The sequence below is a fragment of the Streptomyces sp. NPDC037100 genome (genome assembly GCF_055606225.1).
Genome location: NZ_JBVJSX010000006.1, coordinates 118,420 through 135,728 on the forward strand (window position 1 = coordinate 118,420; position 17,309 = coordinate 135,728).

General features: G+C 70.3%; 18 protein-coding genes, 1 tRNA gene and 1 pseudogene. 7 read left to right on the forward strand and 13 right to left on the reverse strand.

Annotation, left to right across the window (positions count from 1 at the left end):
- Positions 1-46: 46 nt before the first annotated feature.
- Together ACZ7EG_RS20835 and ACZ7EG_RS20840 are read right to left on the reverse strand one after the other, a co-directional pair.
- A pseudogene (locus tag ACZ7EG_RS20835) lies at positions 47-138 on the reverse strand.
- Positions 139-174: 36 nt separating this feature from the next.
- Positions 175-266: transfer RNA gene (locus ACZ7EG_RS20840), tRNA-OTHER, on the reverse strand.
- A gap of 176 nt (positions 267-442) precedes the next feature.
- On the opposite strand from ACZ7EG_RS20840, the gene ACZ7EG_RS20845 reads away from it, so the two are divergent.
- The 6 genes from ACZ7EG_RS20845 to fabI all read left to right on the forward strand — a co-directional run bounded on the left by ACZ7EG_RS20845 (position 443) and on the right by fabI (position 5,930).
- Positions 443-1,438: a DUF2156 domain-containing protein gene (locus ACZ7EG_RS20845; RefSeq protein WP_471080695.1), complete on the forward strand. Its 996-nt coding sequence runs from the start codon at positions 443-445 to the stop codon at positions 1,436-1,438.
- A 49-nt stretch (positions 1,439-1,487) separates the two neighbouring features.
- Entirely contained in the window at positions 1,488-1,673 is a 186-nt protein-coding gene (locus ACZ7EG_RS20850; RefSeq protein WP_471080698.1) for a hypothetical protein, read from the forward strand.
- A gap of 292 nt (positions 1,674-1,965) precedes the next feature.
- Positions 1,966-3,063, forward strand: coding sequence for a fatty acid desaturase family protein (locus ACZ7EG_RS20855; RefSeq protein ID WP_471080701.1), 1,098 nt, complete (start codon positions 1,966-1,968; stop codon positions 3,061-3,063).
- Positions 3,064-3,421: 358 nt separating this feature from the next.
- Positions 3,422-4,831, forward strand: a complete 1,410-nt coding sequence (locus ACZ7EG_RS20860; RefSeq protein ID WP_471080704.1) for an MFS transporter — start codon at positions 3,422-3,424, stop codon at positions 4,829-4,831.
- 2 nt (positions 4,832-4,833) lie between these two features.
- Complete coding sequence (gene fdxA, locus ACZ7EG_RS20865) at positions 4,834-5,160, forward strand: ferredoxin (RefSeq protein ID WP_471080707.1); 327 nt, start codon at positions 4,834-4,836, stop codon at positions 5,158-5,160.
- Complete coding sequence (gene fabI, locus ACZ7EG_RS20870) at positions 5,157-5,930, forward strand: enoyl-ACP reductase FabI (protein ID WP_471080710.1); 774 nt, start codon at positions 5,157-5,159, stop codon at positions 5,928-5,930. The genes fdxA and fabI overlap by 4 nt, the downstream gene beginning before the upstream one ends.
- A gap of 66 nt (positions 5,931-5,996) precedes the next feature.
- On the opposite strand, the gene serS is transcribed toward fabI, so the two are convergent.
- The 11 genes from serS to ACZ7EG_RS20925 all read right to left on the reverse strand — a co-directional run bounded on the left by serS (position 5,997) and on the right by ACZ7EG_RS20925 (position 16,774).
- Complete coding sequence (gene serS, locus ACZ7EG_RS20875; protein WP_471080713.1) at positions 5,997-7,274, reverse strand: serine--tRNA ligase; 1,278 nt, start codon at positions 7,272-7,274, stop codon at positions 5,997-5,999.
- A gap of 229 nt (positions 7,275-7,503) precedes the next feature.
- Positions 7,504-8,724, reverse strand: a complete 1,221-nt coding sequence (locus ACZ7EG_RS20880) for a beta-ketoacyl-[acyl-carrier-protein] synthase family protein (protein WP_471080716.1) — start codon at positions 8,722-8,724, stop codon at positions 7,504-7,506.
- The gene (locus ACZ7EG_RS20885) at positions 8,724-8,954 is read right to left on the reverse strand and encodes a phosphopantetheine-binding protein (RefSeq protein WP_031089523.1); all 231 of its coding nucleotides are present in this window, start codon (positions 8,952-8,954) and stop codon (positions 8,724-8,726) included. The genes ACZ7EG_RS20880 and ACZ7EG_RS20885 overlap by 1 nt, the downstream gene beginning before the upstream one ends.
- Before the next feature lie 105 nt (positions 8,955-9,059).
- On the reverse strand, positions 9,060-10,067 hold the full coding sequence (locus tag ACZ7EG_RS20890) for a beta-ketoacyl-ACP synthase III (protein ID WP_471080720.1): 1,008 nt from the start codon (positions 10,065-10,067) through the stop codon (positions 9,060-9,062).
- Positions 10,064-11,047, reverse strand: a complete 984-nt coding sequence (locus ACZ7EG_RS20895; protein WP_471080723.1) for a ferritin family protein — start codon at positions 11,045-11,047, stop codon at positions 10,064-10,066. Before ACZ7EG_RS20895 ends, ACZ7EG_RS20890 begins: the two co-directional genes overlap by 4 nt.
- On the reverse strand, positions 11,044-11,598 hold the full coding sequence (locus ACZ7EG_RS20900; RefSeq protein WP_471080726.1) for a flavin reductase family protein: 555 nt from the start codon (positions 11,596-11,598) through the stop codon (positions 11,044-11,046). Before ACZ7EG_RS20900 ends, ACZ7EG_RS20895 begins: the two co-directional genes overlap by 4 nt.
- Positions 11,595-12,131, reverse strand: coding sequence for a hypothetical protein (locus tag ACZ7EG_RS20905; RefSeq protein WP_471080729.1), 537 nt, complete (start codon positions 12,129-12,131; stop codon positions 11,595-11,597). The genes ACZ7EG_RS20900 and ACZ7EG_RS20905 overlap by 4 nt, the downstream gene beginning before the upstream one ends.
- 21 nt (positions 12,132-12,152) lie before the next feature.
- The gene (locus ACZ7EG_RS20910) at positions 12,153-12,635 is read right to left on the reverse strand and encodes a type II toxin-antitoxin system RatA family toxin (RefSeq protein WP_471080732.1); all 483 of its coding nucleotides are present in this window, start codon (positions 12,633-12,635) and stop codon (positions 12,153-12,155) included.
- A 2-nt stretch (positions 12,636-12,637) separates the two neighbouring features.
- Entirely contained in the window at positions 12,638-13,921 is a 1,284-nt protein-coding gene (locus ACZ7EG_RS20915) for an aspartate aminotransferase family protein (protein ID WP_471080735.1), read from the reverse strand.
- Positions 13,922-13,971: 50 nt separating this feature from the next.
- Positions 13,972-15,108, reverse strand: coding sequence for an acyl-CoA dehydrogenase family protein (locus ACZ7EG_RS20920; protein ID WP_471080738.1), 1,137 nt, complete (start codon positions 15,106-15,108; stop codon positions 13,972-13,974).
- Positions 15,109-15,142: 34 nt separating this feature from the next.
- The gene (locus ACZ7EG_RS20925) at positions 15,143-16,774 is read right to left on the reverse strand and encodes an aldehyde dehydrogenase family protein (protein ID WP_471081844.1); all 1,632 of its coding nucleotides are present in this window, start codon (positions 16,772-16,774) and stop codon (positions 15,143-15,145) included.
- A gap of 210 nt (positions 16,775-16,984) precedes the next feature.
- Here ACZ7EG_RS20925 and ACZ7EG_RS20930 point away from each other — a divergent pair, with 210 nt between their 5' ends.
- Positions 16,985-17,296 (forward strand): acyl carrier protein, encoded by a 312-nt coding sequence (locus ACZ7EG_RS20930; RefSeq protein ID WP_471080741.1) that lies wholly within the window; start codon positions 16,985-16,987, stop codon positions 17,294-17,296.
- Positions 17,297-17,309 lie beyond the last annotated feature (13 nt).

The window sequence follows — 17,309 nt, forward strand, 5'->3', positions numbered from 1 at the left end:
GCACCTCTCCTGGTGGTGACGGTGGCCGGGGGTGCCGGCCGTGTCGCGGAGAGGGCAGGATTCGAACCTGCGTGGGTTTTTAGGCCCGACCTCAAGGTGTTCTTGTGGTCCCCGATGAGCCGCTCCGGGCACCTCTCCTGGTGGTGACGGTGGCCGGGGGTGCCGGCCGTGTCGCGGAGAGGGCAGGATTCGAACCTGCGTGGGTTTTTAGGCCCGACCTCAAGATGCTCTTTCGGTCCCCGATAAGCCACTCCGGGCACCTCTCCTCGTTCCCGGCTTCCGGTTTCCCGTGCCGTTCACGAGAACAACATTGGCAGGGGGCTCTGATAAGACGCTGACATCTTCCTGACGTGGTCGCTGAATTACTTTTCGGTCTTCCCCTCGACGCGGCGTCGGTGCTCTACTCGCACCAAAAGAAACACCTTCCGAAAGGGGTACGGGCATGCCCGCAACCACTGCGGACACCTCGGTTCTCGGGGCGATCCGGACACACACGCAGAGCGAGAACCCCAGCGCGTTCCTGGCGCTCAACAGCGGCAACAGCACCTTCACCATCCCCGGCACCGACGGCGTCGTCGTCTACCGCCGCACCGGCGGTTACGCGGTCCAGTTCGGCGGTCCCTTCGCGGCCCCCGACGCCTACGACACCCTCCTCGACGGCTTCCGTCGGTACGTGAAGGAGGAGGGGCTGGAGCTCGTCGGCGTCCAACTCCAGCGTGCCGACGCCGAGCGCTACGCCCGGCACGGCTTCACCGTCAACCAGGTGGGCGCCTCCTGGGCCGTGCGGCTTCCGGAGTTCTCCCTGCGCGGCACCCGCTTCATGCAGCTGCGCAACAAGATCTCCCGAGCGCACCGCAACGGCCTCGTGATCGAGGAGGTCACCGCCGAGGACTGGCAGGGTGCGATAGCGACGATCGACGAGGCCTGGCTCGGCTCCAAGGGCGGGGCTCACCAACTCGAGTTCCTGGTGGGCCAGATCGGCGGCGAGCCGCAGGCGCACCGCCGGCTGTTCGCCGGCACCATCGAGGGCACGCCGGTGGCGTACATCTCGTACTCACCCGTCTACGGCGAGCGGGCCGGCTGGATGCACGACCTGAGCCGGCGTGTGCCCGAGGGTTCCCCGGGGCTGATGGAGGCCATCAACGCGCACGCCATCGAGGTCTTCCGCGCCGAGGGCGTGGAGTGGCTGCACTTCGGTTTCACGCCGTTCACCGGACTCGACGCGAGCCATGAACTCGATGGTCACAGCCCGGCGTTCCAGTGGCTGATGCACGCGCTCTGGGCCGAGGGAGCCGCTCTCTACCCGGCGCAGACCCAGCTCTCGTACAAGCAGAAATGGGCCCCTGACGAACTCATCCCGGAGTACGTCGCCTTCGACCGGCCGACCGCCTCGCTCGCCGGCTTCGCGCACGTCTTCCGGGCCTGCGGGGCCTTCTGACGCACCTGCAGTACACCGCCGCCATCACACGACGAGGAGAGCCGGAACAGTGAGTGACAGCAACGAGACCACGACCCCCGACGCCACGGCCACCGAAGCCCTCCAGCATGCCATGGTCGGGCAGCTCATGGCCATCATCGGAGCCCCCGACGACAAGGACGTGGCCCGTGCCGCGGACGACATCGTCCAGGAGCTCGACGTCAAACTTCGCGCTGCCCAGGCCGCCGCGGCCTGAGCGGAGGAAACAAGGCCCGGGCCCCAGGTCCCCAGGGCATCAACTGCCCTGTGGCCGGGTCCGATCAGCCCAGTATCAGTGACACATCAGCGGCGCACGGAACGCTGGACACACGTTCGCCCGGCGACCCGGTCCGAAGTACCGCGCTGTTGAAGCGGTCCTGGCCGACGGGCGGGCGGCGCCCGCCTTCCGGCACCGCCCACGGAAGCACTGTCGACCCCGGCGCAGCCACGTCCCGCAGGGCAGCGGCGCCGCCGCCCGGTTCGGGCACTTCTCCCAAGGAGAGCAACGCATGCAGCGTCCGCACGTCCAAGAAGCCCAGGTCATCGCCGTTCCTCAGCAGCGCGTCGGCGCTTCGGCCACGTTCGCCGAACTCCTCAAACGCGTCAAGGCAGAGGGTCTCCTCGACCTCGATCCGCGCTACTACATAGGCCGCCTGGCGCTGAACACCACGCTCCTGCTGCTCGGGTTCGCCGCGTTCTTCGCGCTCGGCGACTCGTGGTGGCAGCTGACGGTTGCGCTGTGGATGGGCCTGTGCGGCGGCCAGTCCGCCTTCATGTGGCACGACGCGGGCCACAAGGCCATGTTCCGCAGCAAGAAGGCCGCCTCCGCCATCGGCTACTTCCACGCCAACCTGGTCAACGGGGTCAGCTTCGGATGGTGGGTCAACCACCACAACCGGCACCACAGCAACCCCAACCACCTGGACATGGACCCGGACATCGGCCGGCGCACCGCCATCTTCGACATCAAGCAGTACCCCACCCGGCGCGGCACGCAGAAGTTCGTGGTGCGCTACCAGAGCGTGCTGTTCTTCGCGCTGCTGGTCCTGGAGTCCTTCAAGATGCTGAAGACGGCCGTGCTGTCCATCGCCCAGGGCAAGACCAAGCGCCCCGTGCTGGAGACGTTCCTGCTCGTCGCGCGGACGGCCATCTATCTGACGCTGGTGTTCACCGTCCTCTCGCCCGTCCTCGCGGTCGTCTTCATCCTGGTCCAGCAGGCGGTCCTGGGCTTCTACTTCGGCATGATCTTCGCTCCCAACCACAAGGGCATGGCGATCCGCGACGGCGAGGAGGAGACCCTGGACTGGCTGGAGCGCCAGGTACTCACCTCCCGGAACATCCGCCCGTCCCTGCTGGTCGACTTCCTCTACGGCGGACTCAACTACCAGGTCGAGCACCACCTGTTCCCGGCCATGCCGCAGAAGAACCTGGCACGCGCACGTGAGCTCACCCGGGACTACTGCGCCGAGCGCGGTGTGCCCTACCACGAGGTGGGCTTCTGGGCCTCGTACCGCGAGGTCGCCTCGTTCCTGCACGAGGTCAGCGCACCGGTGCGACGCGGCGACGTCGAGGAGCAGATCCGCCGGAACGCGGACCAGGCCGCCTGACCGGCGCCCGCCCCTCATCCACCGTCTCCCGGCCTCCACCGGTCCTCAGCACCGTCCCGGCGCTCCGGGGTCCCGCGCACCGCACCGCCGTCAGCCGGCGGCGGCCCCCGGGATCAGGGAGTTCTTCAGGAGCGAGTAGAGGCCCTCACGTGTCCGGGGCCGGGGGCCGGGGCCCCGGGCGGCCCTCTACTCCCAGGGCCTCCCGCCCGGATCCTGCCGGGCCCGTGCGGCGGGGCACCCGACCTCGCGGGGCGCCGTCACCCGCCGTGCCCCGCCCCTCCGCCTCGCGTTCCGGGACACCGGGCCGCGCTCCCCGACCCCGGCCCGCCCCACCCGAAGCCCCCTAGGAGCCACGCGCATGTCCCAGACCACCACGGCGGTGAGCACAGTCGTCTCTCCCGCCTCGATCGGGAACCGTCTGGACCGGATGCCGATCACCCCCATGCACCGCAGCCTGACCGCGGTCATCGGGATAGGCCTGCTCTTCGACACCTTCGAGAACAGTCTGTCGGGCACCATCGCCAAGGTGCTCCAGGAAGACTTCGCCTTCGGAGCGACGTCGCTCAAACTGGTCCTGGCCTCCGTCTTCATCGGCCAGTTCATCGGCTCGCTGGTGCTCGGCCGGGTCGCGGACCGGCTCGGCCGACGCCGGGCCTTCCTGATCAACCTCGCGATCTACTCCGGCTTCTCCCTGCTCGGCGCCTTCTCGCCCAACGCGGAGTGGCTGATCGTGACCCGTTTCCTGGCCGGCATCGGCATCGGTGCCGAACAGGCCCTGTCCGACTGCTACCTGGCGGACGTCCTGCCCGCGGCCAAGCGCGGCCGGTTCATCGCCTGGGCCTACACGATCGCCTTCTGCGGGGTGCCCGCGGTCGGCTTCGCGGCCCTGTGGCTGGTACCGCTGACCCCGCTGGGGGTGGACGGCTGGCGCTGGCTGTTCGTGATCGGCGCGCTCGGCTCGGCCGTGGTCTGGGTGCTGCGCCGGCGGCTGATCGAGTCCCCGCGCTGGCTGGCGGCGAACGGCCGTACCGAGGAGGCCGACGTGCTGGTGTCCCGGATGGAGGCCCAGGTCCCGGCCGGCCGGGAGGCCGAGGCGCTCCCGGCCGAGCACGAGACGTCCGTCGCGGGGCGGACCAGGCTGCGGGACATCTTCGCCCGTGGGCTCAGACGCCGCACGGTGATGCTGTGGATCTTCTGCTCGCTCTCCGTGGTCGGCTACTACGGCTTCGGCACCCTGGCCCCGCAGATCCTCGCGGCGAAGGGCTACGACATCGTGGCCGGTCTGGGCTTCACCGCCTTGTCCTTCCTCGGCTACCCCGTCGGCTCCGCACTGGCGCTGCCGATCATCGACCGCATCGAACGCAAGACTCTCGTCGCGCTGTCCGCCGCAGCGATGGTCGCCGCCGGGCTGGGTTTCGCCTTCACCGATTCGACCTTCCTCATCGTCGCGTTCGGCTTCGGATACACGCTGTGCAGCAACGTCTTCTCCAGCGTGTCGCACGTGTACCTCTCCGAGCAGTACCCGACGGCGATCCGGGCCACCGCGTCCGGCATGGCGTACTCGCTGTCCAAACTCAGCGCCGCCGCCCTGCCGTTCGTCCTGCTGCCCGTTCTCGACTCCTACGGACCGGGTGCGCTGTTCGGGGTGATCGCCGCCTCGATGGCGGCACTGGCCGTCACCGTCCTCACGTTGGGCGAGCGCACCACCGGGGTCTCCGTGGACCAGGCCCCCGCCTCGCTCAACAACCCTGCTGTGAAGAGGAGTTAACGATGTCCTACGTCATCGCCCTGCCCTGTGTCGATGTGAAGGACCGTTCCTGTATCGACGAATGCCCCGTGGACTGCATCTACGAGGGCCGGCGCGCCCTCTACATCCATCCCGACGAATGCGTCGACTGCGGGGCCTGCGAACCGGTGTGCCCCGTGGAGGCCATCTACTTCCAGGACGACGTCCCCGCCGAGTGGGGCGATCACCGCGGCTCCAACGCCGACTTCTTCGACACCCTGGGCTCGCCCGGGGGCGCGGGCGGTCTCGGTGTCCTCGACCACGACTCCCCGCTGGTGGGTTCCCTGGCGCCGAAGGCGGTGCGGTCATGAGCGGACTCCTCGCCGGCAAGCGCATCCTGGTGACGGGCGTCGTCACGGAGGCGTCCATCGCCTTCCACGTCGCCCGGCTCGCGCAACAGGAGGGCGCCGAGGTGGTGCTGACCGGCTTCGGCCGGCTCTCCCTCATCGAGCGGATCGCCGCCCGGCTGCCCAAGCCGGTTCCGGTGGTCGAACTGGACGTCACCGACCAGACGCAGCTGGACACGCTCGCGGAACGGATCAGCGCATCCGCCGACGGGTTCGACCGCCTCGACGGCGTCGTGCACTCCATCGCGTACGGGCCCAAGGGCGCCTTCTCCTTCCTCGACGGTGACTGGGCGGACGTCTCGACGGCCGTGCAGGTGTCGGCGTATTCCCTGAAGTCCCTGACCACCGCGTGCCTCCCCCTGATGGAGGGACGCGGCGGCTCGGTGGTCGGGCTCACCTTCGACGCGACGGTCGCCTGGCCGCGGTACGACTGGATGGGTGTCGCCAAGGCCGCCCTCGAGTCGACCAGCCGTTACCTCGCCCGGGACCTGGGTGGCAGGGGCATCCGCTGCAACCTGGTCGCGGCCGGTCCGCTGCGCTCCATGGCCGCCAAGTCGATACCCGGCTTCGGGGAGCTCGCCGAGGTCTGGCAGCACCGGGCCCCGATCGGCTGGGACCTCGTCGACCCGGACCCCGCGGCGCGCGGTGTGGTCGCCCTGCTGTCGGACTTCTTCCCGCGCACGACCGGCGAGATCGTCCACGTCGACGGCGGGGTGCACATGATGGGCGCGTGACGCGCACGCCGAGAGGGCGGGTGATCCGGGGCCGACCGGATCACCCGCCCTCTCGGCGTGCGCGTACTACGCGGTCGTCCCGCCCGGCAGGATCCGGCGGAAACCGGTGTACGGGGCGAGGGCCTCGGGGAGCAGGACGGAGCCGTCCTCCTGCACGCCCTGCTCCAGCAGCGCGGCGACGGTGCGTCCGACGGGCAGGGCCGAACCGTTGAGGGTGGCGGCAGGCCCCTTGCGGCCGTCGGCCCGCCTGTGACGGATGTTCGCACGGCGGCCCTGGAAGGTGCCGCAGTCGGAGACCGAGGAGATCTCGCGGTAGGCGCCGCTGCCCGGCAGCCACACCTCGATGTCGTACGTCATCCGGGCGGAGAAGCCCAGGTCGCCGGCGGGCAGCAGAACCACGCGGTGCGAGAGCCCGAGGCGGCGCAGGCATTCCTCGGCGTGCCCCACCATGAGCTCCAGTTGTGCCGGTGCGTCCTCGGGGGCGCAGACCCGAACCAGCTCCACCTTCTCGAACTGGTGCAGGCGCAGGATTCCCCGGGTGTCACGCCCGTACGCCCCCGCCTCGGCGCGGAAACAGGGAGTGCGCGCGGTGAAGGCGTACGGCAGGTCACGGCCGTCCAGGAGCTGCTGGGCCACCAGGTTGGTGAGCGGCACCTCGGCGGTGGGGATCGCGAACAGTTCCCGGTCGCCCACCCGGGTACGGAACAGGTCGTCCTCGAACTTGGGGAGCTGACCGGTGCCGGTCATGGTCTCCCGGTTCACGAGGTACGGCACGGAGTACTCGGTGTAACCGTGCTCGCGGGTGTGGAGGTCGAGGAGGAAGTCGGTCAGCGCCCGCTCCAGACGGGCACCGGCACCGCGGCCGACGCTGAAGCGGGCGCCCGAGAGCCTGGCCGCCGCCGCGCTGTCCAGTATGCCGAGCGACTCGCCGATGTCGGCGTGGTGGGGGGCGTCGTTGTCGTCCCGCACCGGGCCCCAGCGGCGGACCTCCACCGCCTCCTTCTCGGTGTCGCCGTCCGGCACCCGGTCGAGGGGGACGTTGGGGATGCCGAGCAGCAGTTCGGAGAGGTCGTGTTCTGCGGCCCGGGCCGAGGCCTCCGCCTGCTGCACGTCCGCGCGCAGGGCGCGGGCGGCCTCCTTCTCCTCCTCGGACGGCGGTCCCGAGCGCCCGCGCGTGCGCGAGACGCGGTTCAGCTCGGTACGCGACCGGGTCACGTCGGCCTGGGCCTCGGACCGCCGGCGCATCGCCTTCTCCAGGGCGGCCAGGTCGAGGTCGTAGCGACGACGGGCCAGGCGCCGCACGGCGACCGGCCCGTCTGCGAGCAGTTCACTGGGATCGTGCATGACGGACTCCTCGGGTAGGGGGAGCGGCGGCCGGGGGCGTGCCGGACGCGGTGGAGTGAGTGGCGCCGGGCGGGTGGCGAAGGGCCGGCCGGGCGGTGGTGAGCCGGGCGGTGAGTTGCCCGCACCCGGGCTCCGCAGGGGGAGGGGTACGGCGGCGGGTGCCCGGGACAGCAGGTCGGGGCGGACGGCTGCGAGCCGTCCGCCCCGCACGTGCTGCCGGTGCCGGCCCTCAGGCCGGAGCGATCGCCAGCGCCGTGTTCTGGCCGCCGAACCCGCACGAGTTGCTGATCGCGAGGTCGATCGGCATCGACGTGGCCGACTGTGCGAGCTTGATGTCGATCCGACCGTCGGGGATGCACAGGCCCGCGGTGGGCGGAATGATTTCATGTTCGACGCTCAGCAGCGCGAACGCGGCCTCGACCGCGCCTGCCGCGCCGAGCAGATGTCCGGTGACTCCCTTCGTGGAGGTGACCAGCGGGTCGCCCTGCAGCGTCCGCTGGATCATGCGTGCCTCGGCCAGGTCGTTGAGCGGTGTCGACGTGCCGTGGGCGTTCACGTGCTGCACGTCGTCCGGGTCCGCCCCGGCGTCGGCGAGAGCCGCGCGGACCGCCGCCTCGATGCCGGCGCCGTCCGGGTGCGGCGACGTCATGTGGTGGGCGTCGGCGGTGGCCCCGAAGCCGACGATCCGGCCGTGGACGTGCGCACCGCGGGCCCGGGCGTCCACGACGCGTTCCATGACCAGGATCCCGGCCCCCTCTCCGGCGACGAAGCCGTCCCGGTCGGCGTCGAAGGGACGTGAGGCCGACGCGGGGTCGTCCTCGCGCCGCGACAGCGCGCCCATCTGCGCGAAGCCGGCCATGACCAACGGAGTGATCATCGCCTCGCTGCCGCCTGCCAGTACCACGTCGCAGCGGCCGAGGATGAGCAGGTCCCGGGCCACGCCGATGGCGGTCGCGCCCGAGGCGCAGGCCGTCGCCACCACCAGGTTGGGCCCGGTGGCCCCGAACTCGATGGCCGTCTGACCGGCCAGCATGTTCGGCAGCTGCATGGGCAGCAGCAGCGGGGACACCCGGTCGGCGCCCTGCTCCCGCAGCACATCGTGCTGCTCCTCGACCGTGCCGGGGCCACCGTCCGCGCAGCCCAGCACCACACCGACCCGCGCCCCGTCCCAGGTGGTCGGGTCGAGACGGGCGTCGGCAACGGCCTCATGGGCGGCGACGAGGGCGAATTGCACGAACCTGTCCAGGCGGTGTGCCCGCCGCGCGCTGAGCAAGGATTCCGGATCGAAGCCGGGAACCCGGCAGGAGATGCGTACGGGGTTGTCCGCCAGTTCCGGATCGAGGGCGGCGGCCGGCCTGCCGTCGCAGACCGCCGCCCAGCTGGGCCCGACCCCGATACCACCCGGGGTGACCAGGCCGAGTCCGGTGACGGCGATGTCCATGCCGGCCATCAGACCTTCGCGCTCCGCTCCTCCATGAGCCGGACCATGTCGGCCACGGTCTCGGCCTCGAGGAGGTCGTCGTCGCTGACGTCCAGGTCCAGTTCGGACTTGAGCAGCAGCGACAGCTCCACCACGGCCAGCGAGTCCAGCTCGATGTCCTCCCGGGTGGCGTCCGGGGTGATGGCCTCGGGCGACACCTTGAGCTTGTTGGACAGGATTTCCTTGAGCTGCTCCAGCATGTCGGATCCTTTCGAAGGCGTACGCGATACCGGCGTACGTGAGGAGGTGTACGCATACGCGTACGGAATGGCGTACTGCACAGGAAGTCCGGCCGGCCGGGACCGTCAGACCGATTGGACCTCGGGCCAGGTCAGGGTCGTCGCACCCCAGGAGAGGCCTCCGCCGAACGCGGTCAGCAGCACCCGGTGTCCGGCGGTGAGACGGCCGTCCGCGGCGGCCTGCGACAGCAGCAGCGGGATCGAGGCGGCACCCGTGTTGCCGACCTGGGCGATGTTGGTCAACTGCCGTTCGGCCGGCACCCCGAGGCGTTCCGAGACCGAGTCGAGGATCCGGGCGTTGGCCTGGTGGGCCGCGAACCGGTCGACGTCCTCGATGTTCCAGCCGGCCAGCTGGGCCGCCTGCTGGGAAGCGCCGGTCATCCGCTCCACCGCGTGCCGGTAGGTGTCCCGGCCGAGCATCCGGAAGTACTGGTCCTCCGGGTCGGTCACGGGGCCCGACGAGCGCTGGCGTGAGCCGCCCGCCGGCACTTCGATGAGGTGGCTGAGCTCGCCGTCGCTGCCGAGGACCAGGGGGCCGACGGCGCCTGGTTCGTCGACGGAGCCCGCGCGCAGCACCACTGCGCCCGCACCGTCCGCGAAGATGACGGCCGTGGTGCGGTCCTCCGGGTTGACGATCGTGGTGAACGCGTCGGCGGCGATCAGCAGCACGCTGTCGGCGACGCCCGCCGCGAGGAGCCCGGACGCGGTGGCGAGACCGTACAGGAAACCGGCGCAGACGGCGGCCACGTCGAACGCCGGCACCTGCCCGAGCCCCAGCCGGGCGGCCACCTGCGGGGCGGTCGCCGGGCACGGCTGGTCGGGTGTGGTGGTGGCCAGGACGACCGCCCCCACGTGCTCGGCTCCCGCGGACTTGAGGGCGCGCAGTCCGGCCTGGACGGCCAGGTCGGAGGTCGCGGTGCCCGGCGCGACCACATACCGCTCGGCGATCCCGGTGCGTGAGCGGATCCACGCGTCGGAGGTGTCGAGCCGCTGTGCCAGGTCGTTGTTGGTGACCAGACCGGGAGGTGTGTACGCCCCGATCCCGGCCACCACCGCCGCTCGTCGTCCGTTCATGTGCCGGCCCGCGGACTGCTGAGGGCCTCCAGAGGCAGCCCCATGTACGCCATCCGCGACTCGGCCATCTCGTCGGTCCAGCGCTCGGCCATGTCGTAGCGCTGCTCCGGCGTGGTGTCGAGCATCCGGACGCCCGGCCAGATCTCGTAGTCGCCGATCCTGTCCGCGTGCTGGGCCATGCCCTCCTGGAAGAGCTCCTCGCGGTGGATGACGAACTCGCGGTCGGGGATCTCGTCCCAGAGCTGCACACCGGACCGCAGGATCTCCAGCAGGCGCGGGCGGTACTCGGGGTGCGCGGCCACGTGATCACGCAGGATCGTGCTGGCCACCGTCAGATGCCTGATCTCGTCGATGGCGGTGCCGCGTGAGATCTCGCCGGTGGCCGGCGACAGCGGGGTCCACTTGCGCTCGCTCAGCTCCGCCGCCGGGGCGAGCACCCCCTCGATGACGATGGCGAACACGGCGACGCCGCCGGCGAAGTCCGCCTGGTCGCGGACGATGTCGAGGGTGAAGTCCACGACCGGGTCCAGGACCCGCTTGCGGTAGTCCGCGGCCATCTCGTCGATGTCCTTCAGGAGCGTCTTCTGCGGGACCCCCAGCTCCACCAGGTGGTTGCGGAAGACCCGGGCGTGACGCGCCTCGTCGATCAACTGGGTTGCGTAGAACTCCAGTTCGGGGACGCCGGGGGCGATGGCGACATAGTGGCCGAGCAGCCGCGTCGCAATCTCCTCCGACAGCCCGCGGAACCCGAACTCCAGCACCAGGGCGTCGCGCAGGGGCCCGGGCTCCTTCAGGAAGCCGGGCACGACGGCGTCCACGTGGTGCCCCGTCTCGCCGCGGTCGCGCAGGGTGCCCTGCGCCACCGAGGTGAACCAGTAGGCGAGGTCACACTCCTCGGGTCCGAGAGTGAGTTCCTTCGCGCCGTCGAGCAGACCGGGAGCCTTGTCCCAGTCGGCCTCGGGTGCCACAGAACCGGTCATGACGCGGCCGCCTCCTTCGCGGGGTGCAGGGAGCCGGCGAACAGCTCTCCGGCGTAGCTGAACAGGGGTTGTTCCTCACCGGCGTTGGCCCGGACGACATGGCCGAGCAGCAACTCGCTGTCACCGGCCGGGTGAGCGGAGTGGAACCGGCAGGTGTAATGGGCGAGCGCCCCGGCCAGGAGCGGTGCCTTCGCGTACGAGTCCGCCGTCCAGGCGAGCCCCGCGAACTGCGCGCTGCCCTCGGGGCGGTCGCTGTTCGCGAAGTGGCCGGCCACATCGGCCTGCCCGCTGCTGAGGACGTTGATCGCGAACCGGCCCTCGGCGGCCGCGAGCCGTGCGAAGGACGAACCCGCCCGCAGCACGACCCCCACCAGCAGGGGCTCTCGCGACACCAGCGTCACGGTGCTCGCCGTGGTGCCGTGCAGCCGCTCCCGGGAGCCGACCGTCAGCACCGACACCGGGGAGGCCAGGTGGTACAGCGCTCGCCGCCGCTCGGCCGGGTCCTGGCGTACGGGGCGCCGCAAGGTACGCACGTCGGTGGCGGCGGTCATCGCACGGCCTCCTGTCGCTGCCGGCGGACCGGCTGCGCCGGGACGTGGCCCACCGGGGTGGGTTCCGTGGCGTGGCCGACCGGCTTGGGGTGGGTCAGCCCCAGGTCGTCCAGGAGCCGCAGGTAGCCGGGCTGGCGCACCGGCTCGAAGGGCAGCGCGAACGATTTCATGAAGTTGCCGAACAGGCCGCGGTCCCCGAAGAGGTGGAACGGCAGTACCAGCAGCGCCCACTCCGGCTCCACCAGCCAGCACCACAGCGCCGCGACCGCGGCCTGGGTGATCAGACTGTGCATGACGTTGTAGAGGACGTAGTAGGTCTTGGCGATCGGCCGCCCGCCGCTGCGTTTGAAGGCGATGGCCCCCGGGATGTAGCCGATCAGGTCGATGTACAGGAACAGGGCGATCGCGACCCACCAGCGGATCTCACCGAAGTGGGCGATGATCAGGCCGGTGGTGACGGCGAGGCCCACCAGGTACTCGGCGCGGTGCAGCGAGTAGGTTCTCGGTGTCTCGAAAGGATTTGCCTGGTCCATGGTCAGCTCCTGCGGGCGGTGCTAGGCGCCGATGGCGGCGGGCTCGGTGAGGTCGACGCCGCCCGAGAGGCGGACGGCGGGAAAGAGGCCGGTCAGGGCCCAGGCGACGGTCTCCTTGATGACCCGCTCGGCGATCGGGTCGAGGATCCCCTCGAGGCTGGGGATGCCGAAGTCGAAGTCGGCATCGAAGCGGACCGCCACGTCGTCACCCTGCTGCGTCATGGCCCAGGTGCCCGCGAAGGAGTCGAAGTCGCCGTCGGACTGCCGGAAACGGATCTCGCCCAGCTCCGGCAGGAAGGTGTCGTCCTCGGTCCAGCTCAGCAGACCGCTGCGGAAGTGCAGTTCCCAGCTGGAACTGGAGTCCTCGGCCGGGTAGGTGGCGTGCACGGTGGTCGCCTTCACGTGGGGCGCCAGGTCGGGGTACCGCTCCCAGCGCCGTACGGAGTCGAAGACCGTCATGGCCTGCTCCGAGGGGATCAGTGCTTCGAGCTCTACGTGACGCATGATCAGTTGCCGCCTTCCGGCATCTTGGCCGCGCCCCGGACGAGGTCGCGTGTGGCCAGGTCGAAGGAGTTCAGGAGGAACTCCACATCGGTGTCGCTCATCACGGCGGGCGGGGTGAACCGCACCACCGAGCTGCCGTTCATCGAGTGGTTGGCGACCACGCCGTGGTTGAACAGCTCGATGAGCAGCTCGCCGGCCAGCCCGGCCTCGACGAGCTCGACACCGATGAGCAGCCCACGGCCGCGTACGCCCACGACGAGTTCGGGGATGTTGCGGTACGCGATCTCCGAGATCCTCGGCAGCAGCTGCGCACCCAGGTCCATGGCCCGGGTGACCAGGCGCTCCTCCTTCACGGCCCGGATCGCACCCTGTACCGCGGCCATCAGGACCGGCTGGCCGGAGAAGGTGGCGGTGTGGACGTAGGGGTCCTTGTCGAAGGGGCGGAACGCCTTGCGGGTCGCCACGGCCGCGGAGACCGGCAGCACGCCGCCGCCGAGAGCCTTGCCGGTGAGGAGCACGTCGGGCACCACGCCCTCGATGTCGGCGCCCCACCACTCGCCGAGCCGGCCGAAACCGGACTGCACCTCGTCGAGGATCAGGAACCCGTCGTGCGCGCGGACGAGTTCCTCGACCTGCTTGAGGTAGCCCGCGGGTGGGATGATCACGCCGCCCTCGCCCTGGACGGGCTCGAGAATGACGCAGACCTCGCCCGGATGGGCCGCGAGTTCCGCCTCCAGCGCGTCGGTCTCACCGAAGGGGATGTGCACGACGTCCGGGATCAGCGGGCGGAAAGGCGCCTGGTAGACGTCCTTCGCGGTCGCGGACAGCGCGCCCAGCGTCTTGCCGTGGTAGCCGCCGCGCATCGAGACGGTCCGCTTGCGGCCGCCGGCCCGTGCGAGCTTGAGGCCCGTCTCCACCGCCTCGGCCCCCGACAGGGCGAAGTGCACGCGGTCCAGGCCCTCCGGCATCACGGAGACGAGCGCCTCGGCGGCGCGGGCCACGGTGGGCTCCAGCAGGATGCGCGTCGCGGTGGGGTGGGTCCGCAGCTGGCGCTCCACCTCCTCCATCACGATCGGGTGGCGTGCGCCCATGATGAAGACGCCGTACCCGCCCGCGTTGAGGAAGCGCTCACCGTCGCTGGTGGTGAGCCAGGCGCCCTCGGACGCCGTTTCCATGTGGCTGCCGAACAGCTCGGCGAGAGTGGCCCGGCCCTTGCTGAGATGGGCCCGGTACAGGCCGAGGATCTCCGCCTCGCTCTCGACCGGTGCTTCCTGGATAACGGTCACTGATCTCTCACTCCAAGTGTGGTGGGGGCCGCTGCCCGCGGCGCGGCGACTCAGCTCAGGACCAGCGGGCCGCCGTCGAAGTAGCGCAGCAGCGGCTCGGCGGCGGCGCCGCGGCCCGGTGGGTGGAAGGCGAGGGCGTGCACGGCGGCGGCAGCCCGGCCGTGGGTGGAGCCGAGGATGAAGTCCAGACCACCGAGCAGCTCCAGCGCCTGCCCGGCGATTCTCGGCAGTGCCTTCTGGACGGAGTAGCGGGCGACGAGGACCCGGGCGACCGACTCCTCGTCCGTCTCGGGGCCGATCGCCCGCGCGACGCCTTCCAGGAGCGCCAGGGCGGAGTCCATCTCGACGGCGAGGGCGGCCCGTTCCTGGACGCTGCCGCGCTCACGCTCCAGCACCTGTTCGACGAGCGCGGCGGCCCCGCCCGCGTACCCGGCGGAGATCAGCATCTCGAACCAGACGAACCCGGCCGTCTGCAGGTCGTCGAGCCGGTGCGGGTCGTCCGCCCCGGCACGTACGACCATGTCCGCCGGCACGAACACGTCCGTCAGCCGCACCTCCTCGCTCTCCGCGCCGGCGAGCAGATCGTTGCCCCAGAACGGGTGGACGGACAGACCGGGAGCGTCGGCCGGCACCAGGGCGAGTGCCAGCTCGGCCGTGCCGTCCTCGTGATGGATGGCGATGCTCGCGGTGAGCAGACTCATAGAACGGGAGAGACTGCACGGCTTCTTCGCGCCGGAGAGCAGGTATCCGCCGTCGACGGGCCGGGCCGTGACGGCCGGGGTGAGGATGTTCTGCTCGGTGCGGCCCTCGGCCCAGCCGGAGGCCATCACCTGCTGGTCGGGCACGATCCGCCGCAGCAACCCGGTCTGAGCCGAGGTGAGCCGGCCCTCCTTGCCGGCGAGGGAGTAGAGCATCGCCACGGTGAAGTGGTGCATGGAGACGGCCGCGACGAGCGAGGGGGACACGGCGCCCAGCGCCAGCTGGACGCGCAGCGCGTCCAGCGGGGCAGCTCCGTGCCCCCCGTACTCCTCGGGTACCAGCAGGCCGACCCCGCCGTGGATGCGGAACAGGTCGATGACGGGGCCGCCGGGCTGCTCCCGGACGGCGTAGGGGATCTGCTCGATTTCCTTGAGCAGACCTGGGTGGAATTGCTCGCAGACGGCCCGAGCAGTGTCGAGGGAACGCACGGGGGTACCTCCGGAAGGCGGACGGGTCGGGCGTTCAGGCGCCGAAGACCGCGTCGTAGGGGCTGATGTCGCGGGCGATGCTGACCCCTTGGACGTGCGAGGTCTTGAGCATCGGGTAGTTGGCCTCACCGAAGGCTCCGCCGGTGCGGCCGGTGCCGCCGTGGCTGGGCAGGTAGGGCAGGAAGCCGATGTGGGAGTCGTTGACCTTCAGCAGTCCGCCGTTGACGACACGCCGGACGAAGGTGTCGATGACGTGGTCGGAGCGCGACCAGAGGGAGTTGCGCAGCCCGTAGGAGTTGGAGTTGACGAAGCGGAGGAAGGACTCCAGGAGCGCGTCGTCGTTGTCGCGTTCGGCCACCACGATCGGGATGAGCGGGAAGAACGTCTCCTCGCGCACCACGTCGAAGGTGCCGGCCCGGTCCAGGCCGTCGACCCGGAGCACGGTGGGCTGCAGGAAGACGCCCGTCTCCGACGGTGTGCCGTCGAGCTCGGTGCGATGGCCGCCGGTGACCAGGGAGGCGCCGTTGTCCAGGGCCTGCCGCAGCAGCCGGAAGAAGCGCTCGCTGCGGCGGACCGGTGACAGCAGGACGTCCTCCTCCTCCGGGAAGCCCGGCCGGATGCCCTTGACCTGCTCGCGCACCTCGGCGATCAGCGCCTCGGCGATGTCGGGGTGCGCCAGCACGTAGTTGGGCACCATGCAGATCTGTCCGGAGCCGAAGAACGACTCGGTGATGGCTTCGGCGGCCCATTTGATGTCGGCGTCCTTCCACACCACGATGCCGTCGTTGCCGGCCAGCTCGAGGATCGGCTTCTTCCCGTGGGCCACGCACCGCTGTTCGAAGCGCAGGCCCTCCTGGCTGCCGCCGATGTAGAAGATGTCGTTGATCAGAGGGTCGGCGATCCAGCGGTCCATCGTCTGCTTGGGGTTGCTGCACACCGCGTTGAGCACGCCGGGAGGCGCGTCGAGCTCCTCGAGCAGCGGGGCCACGATGTCGCGCAGCAGCCACATGGTGCTCAGCGCGATGCTGCGCGGCGCCCTGACCACCACGCTGTTGCCGGCCATCAGGGCCAGCACGCACAGGGCGGCGCTGGGCAGCGGGGCGTTCTGCGGCGGGTTGAAGGCGACCACGCCGTCCGGCTGGCGCTGCAGGATCAGCTTGCGGCCCGCGTACTCCTTCTCGACCCGCATCTGCTTCCGGTACCAGCGCAGGCTGCCGGGGGCGTAGATCTGCAGGAGGCAGCTCAGCTCCCACCGGGCCAGCTTCACCGGGTGCGATTCGGCGACGAGCATCTCGAGGAACTCGTCCTGGTGCTTGATCAGTTCCTCGCGGAAGCGGGTACCGAGCCGCATCCGCCGCTCCAGCGGGACGGCCGCCCAGTCCGAGGCGGCGGCCGCGGCGGCCTGCGTGGCGAGGTCGATGGCGTCGTCGTCGGCGATCGCGCAGCGGCCCACGACGTAGGGGTGCTGGGCGGCCTCGGAGTCCGGGTCCTGCTCCAGGGAGCGCTTGAGACTCACACTGGTGAAGACGTCTTCCAGCAGGGACCGCCCGCTGACGGTGTATACCCATCCGTCCCCGGAGACGTCCTTGCCGGCGATGTAGAGGTCGTAGCTCTTCAATCCGGAAGGTGCCGGAGCACTCTCCTCCTGCGCAGCTTCGCGAAGCATCATCAGCCTTTCCGAATATCGGAACGTGTCTGCTTTTCGATCTTCCGGTGCGGGTCGTTCCGTGAATGGGCGAGTGATTTCGAGGAATTGGTGTTCGAAGCAAACCGATCGTGGCAGCCGAATCTGACTCGGCGCTGACACCGGACTGATCCAGCCACCGGCCGACGGGCCGTCAGTGCGGCGTCAGCCGCCGCTGCTTGCATGGCCGCCATGCCACCTGCCGAGACAACCGTGCCCCAGCGGCTGCGCGAACTGCCGCGGACCGAGCTCGCCGACGAGATAGAGACACTCGTCGTACGGAAGTTCAAGGCCGTTCTCCTCATGGACGAGTCGGAGGACCTCCCCGTCGACATCAGCTATTTCGACCTCGGTCTCACCTCGCTGCGGCTGACCGAGATACGACAGAGCCTCGAGCAACTCCTCGATCTGTCCATCAACGTGAACGTGCTGTTCAACGAGCCGACGGTCAACCACCTCGTGGATCACCTGGCCGACGCCCTGTCCGCCCCGCCCACCCGCTGACCGATCAGGCCAA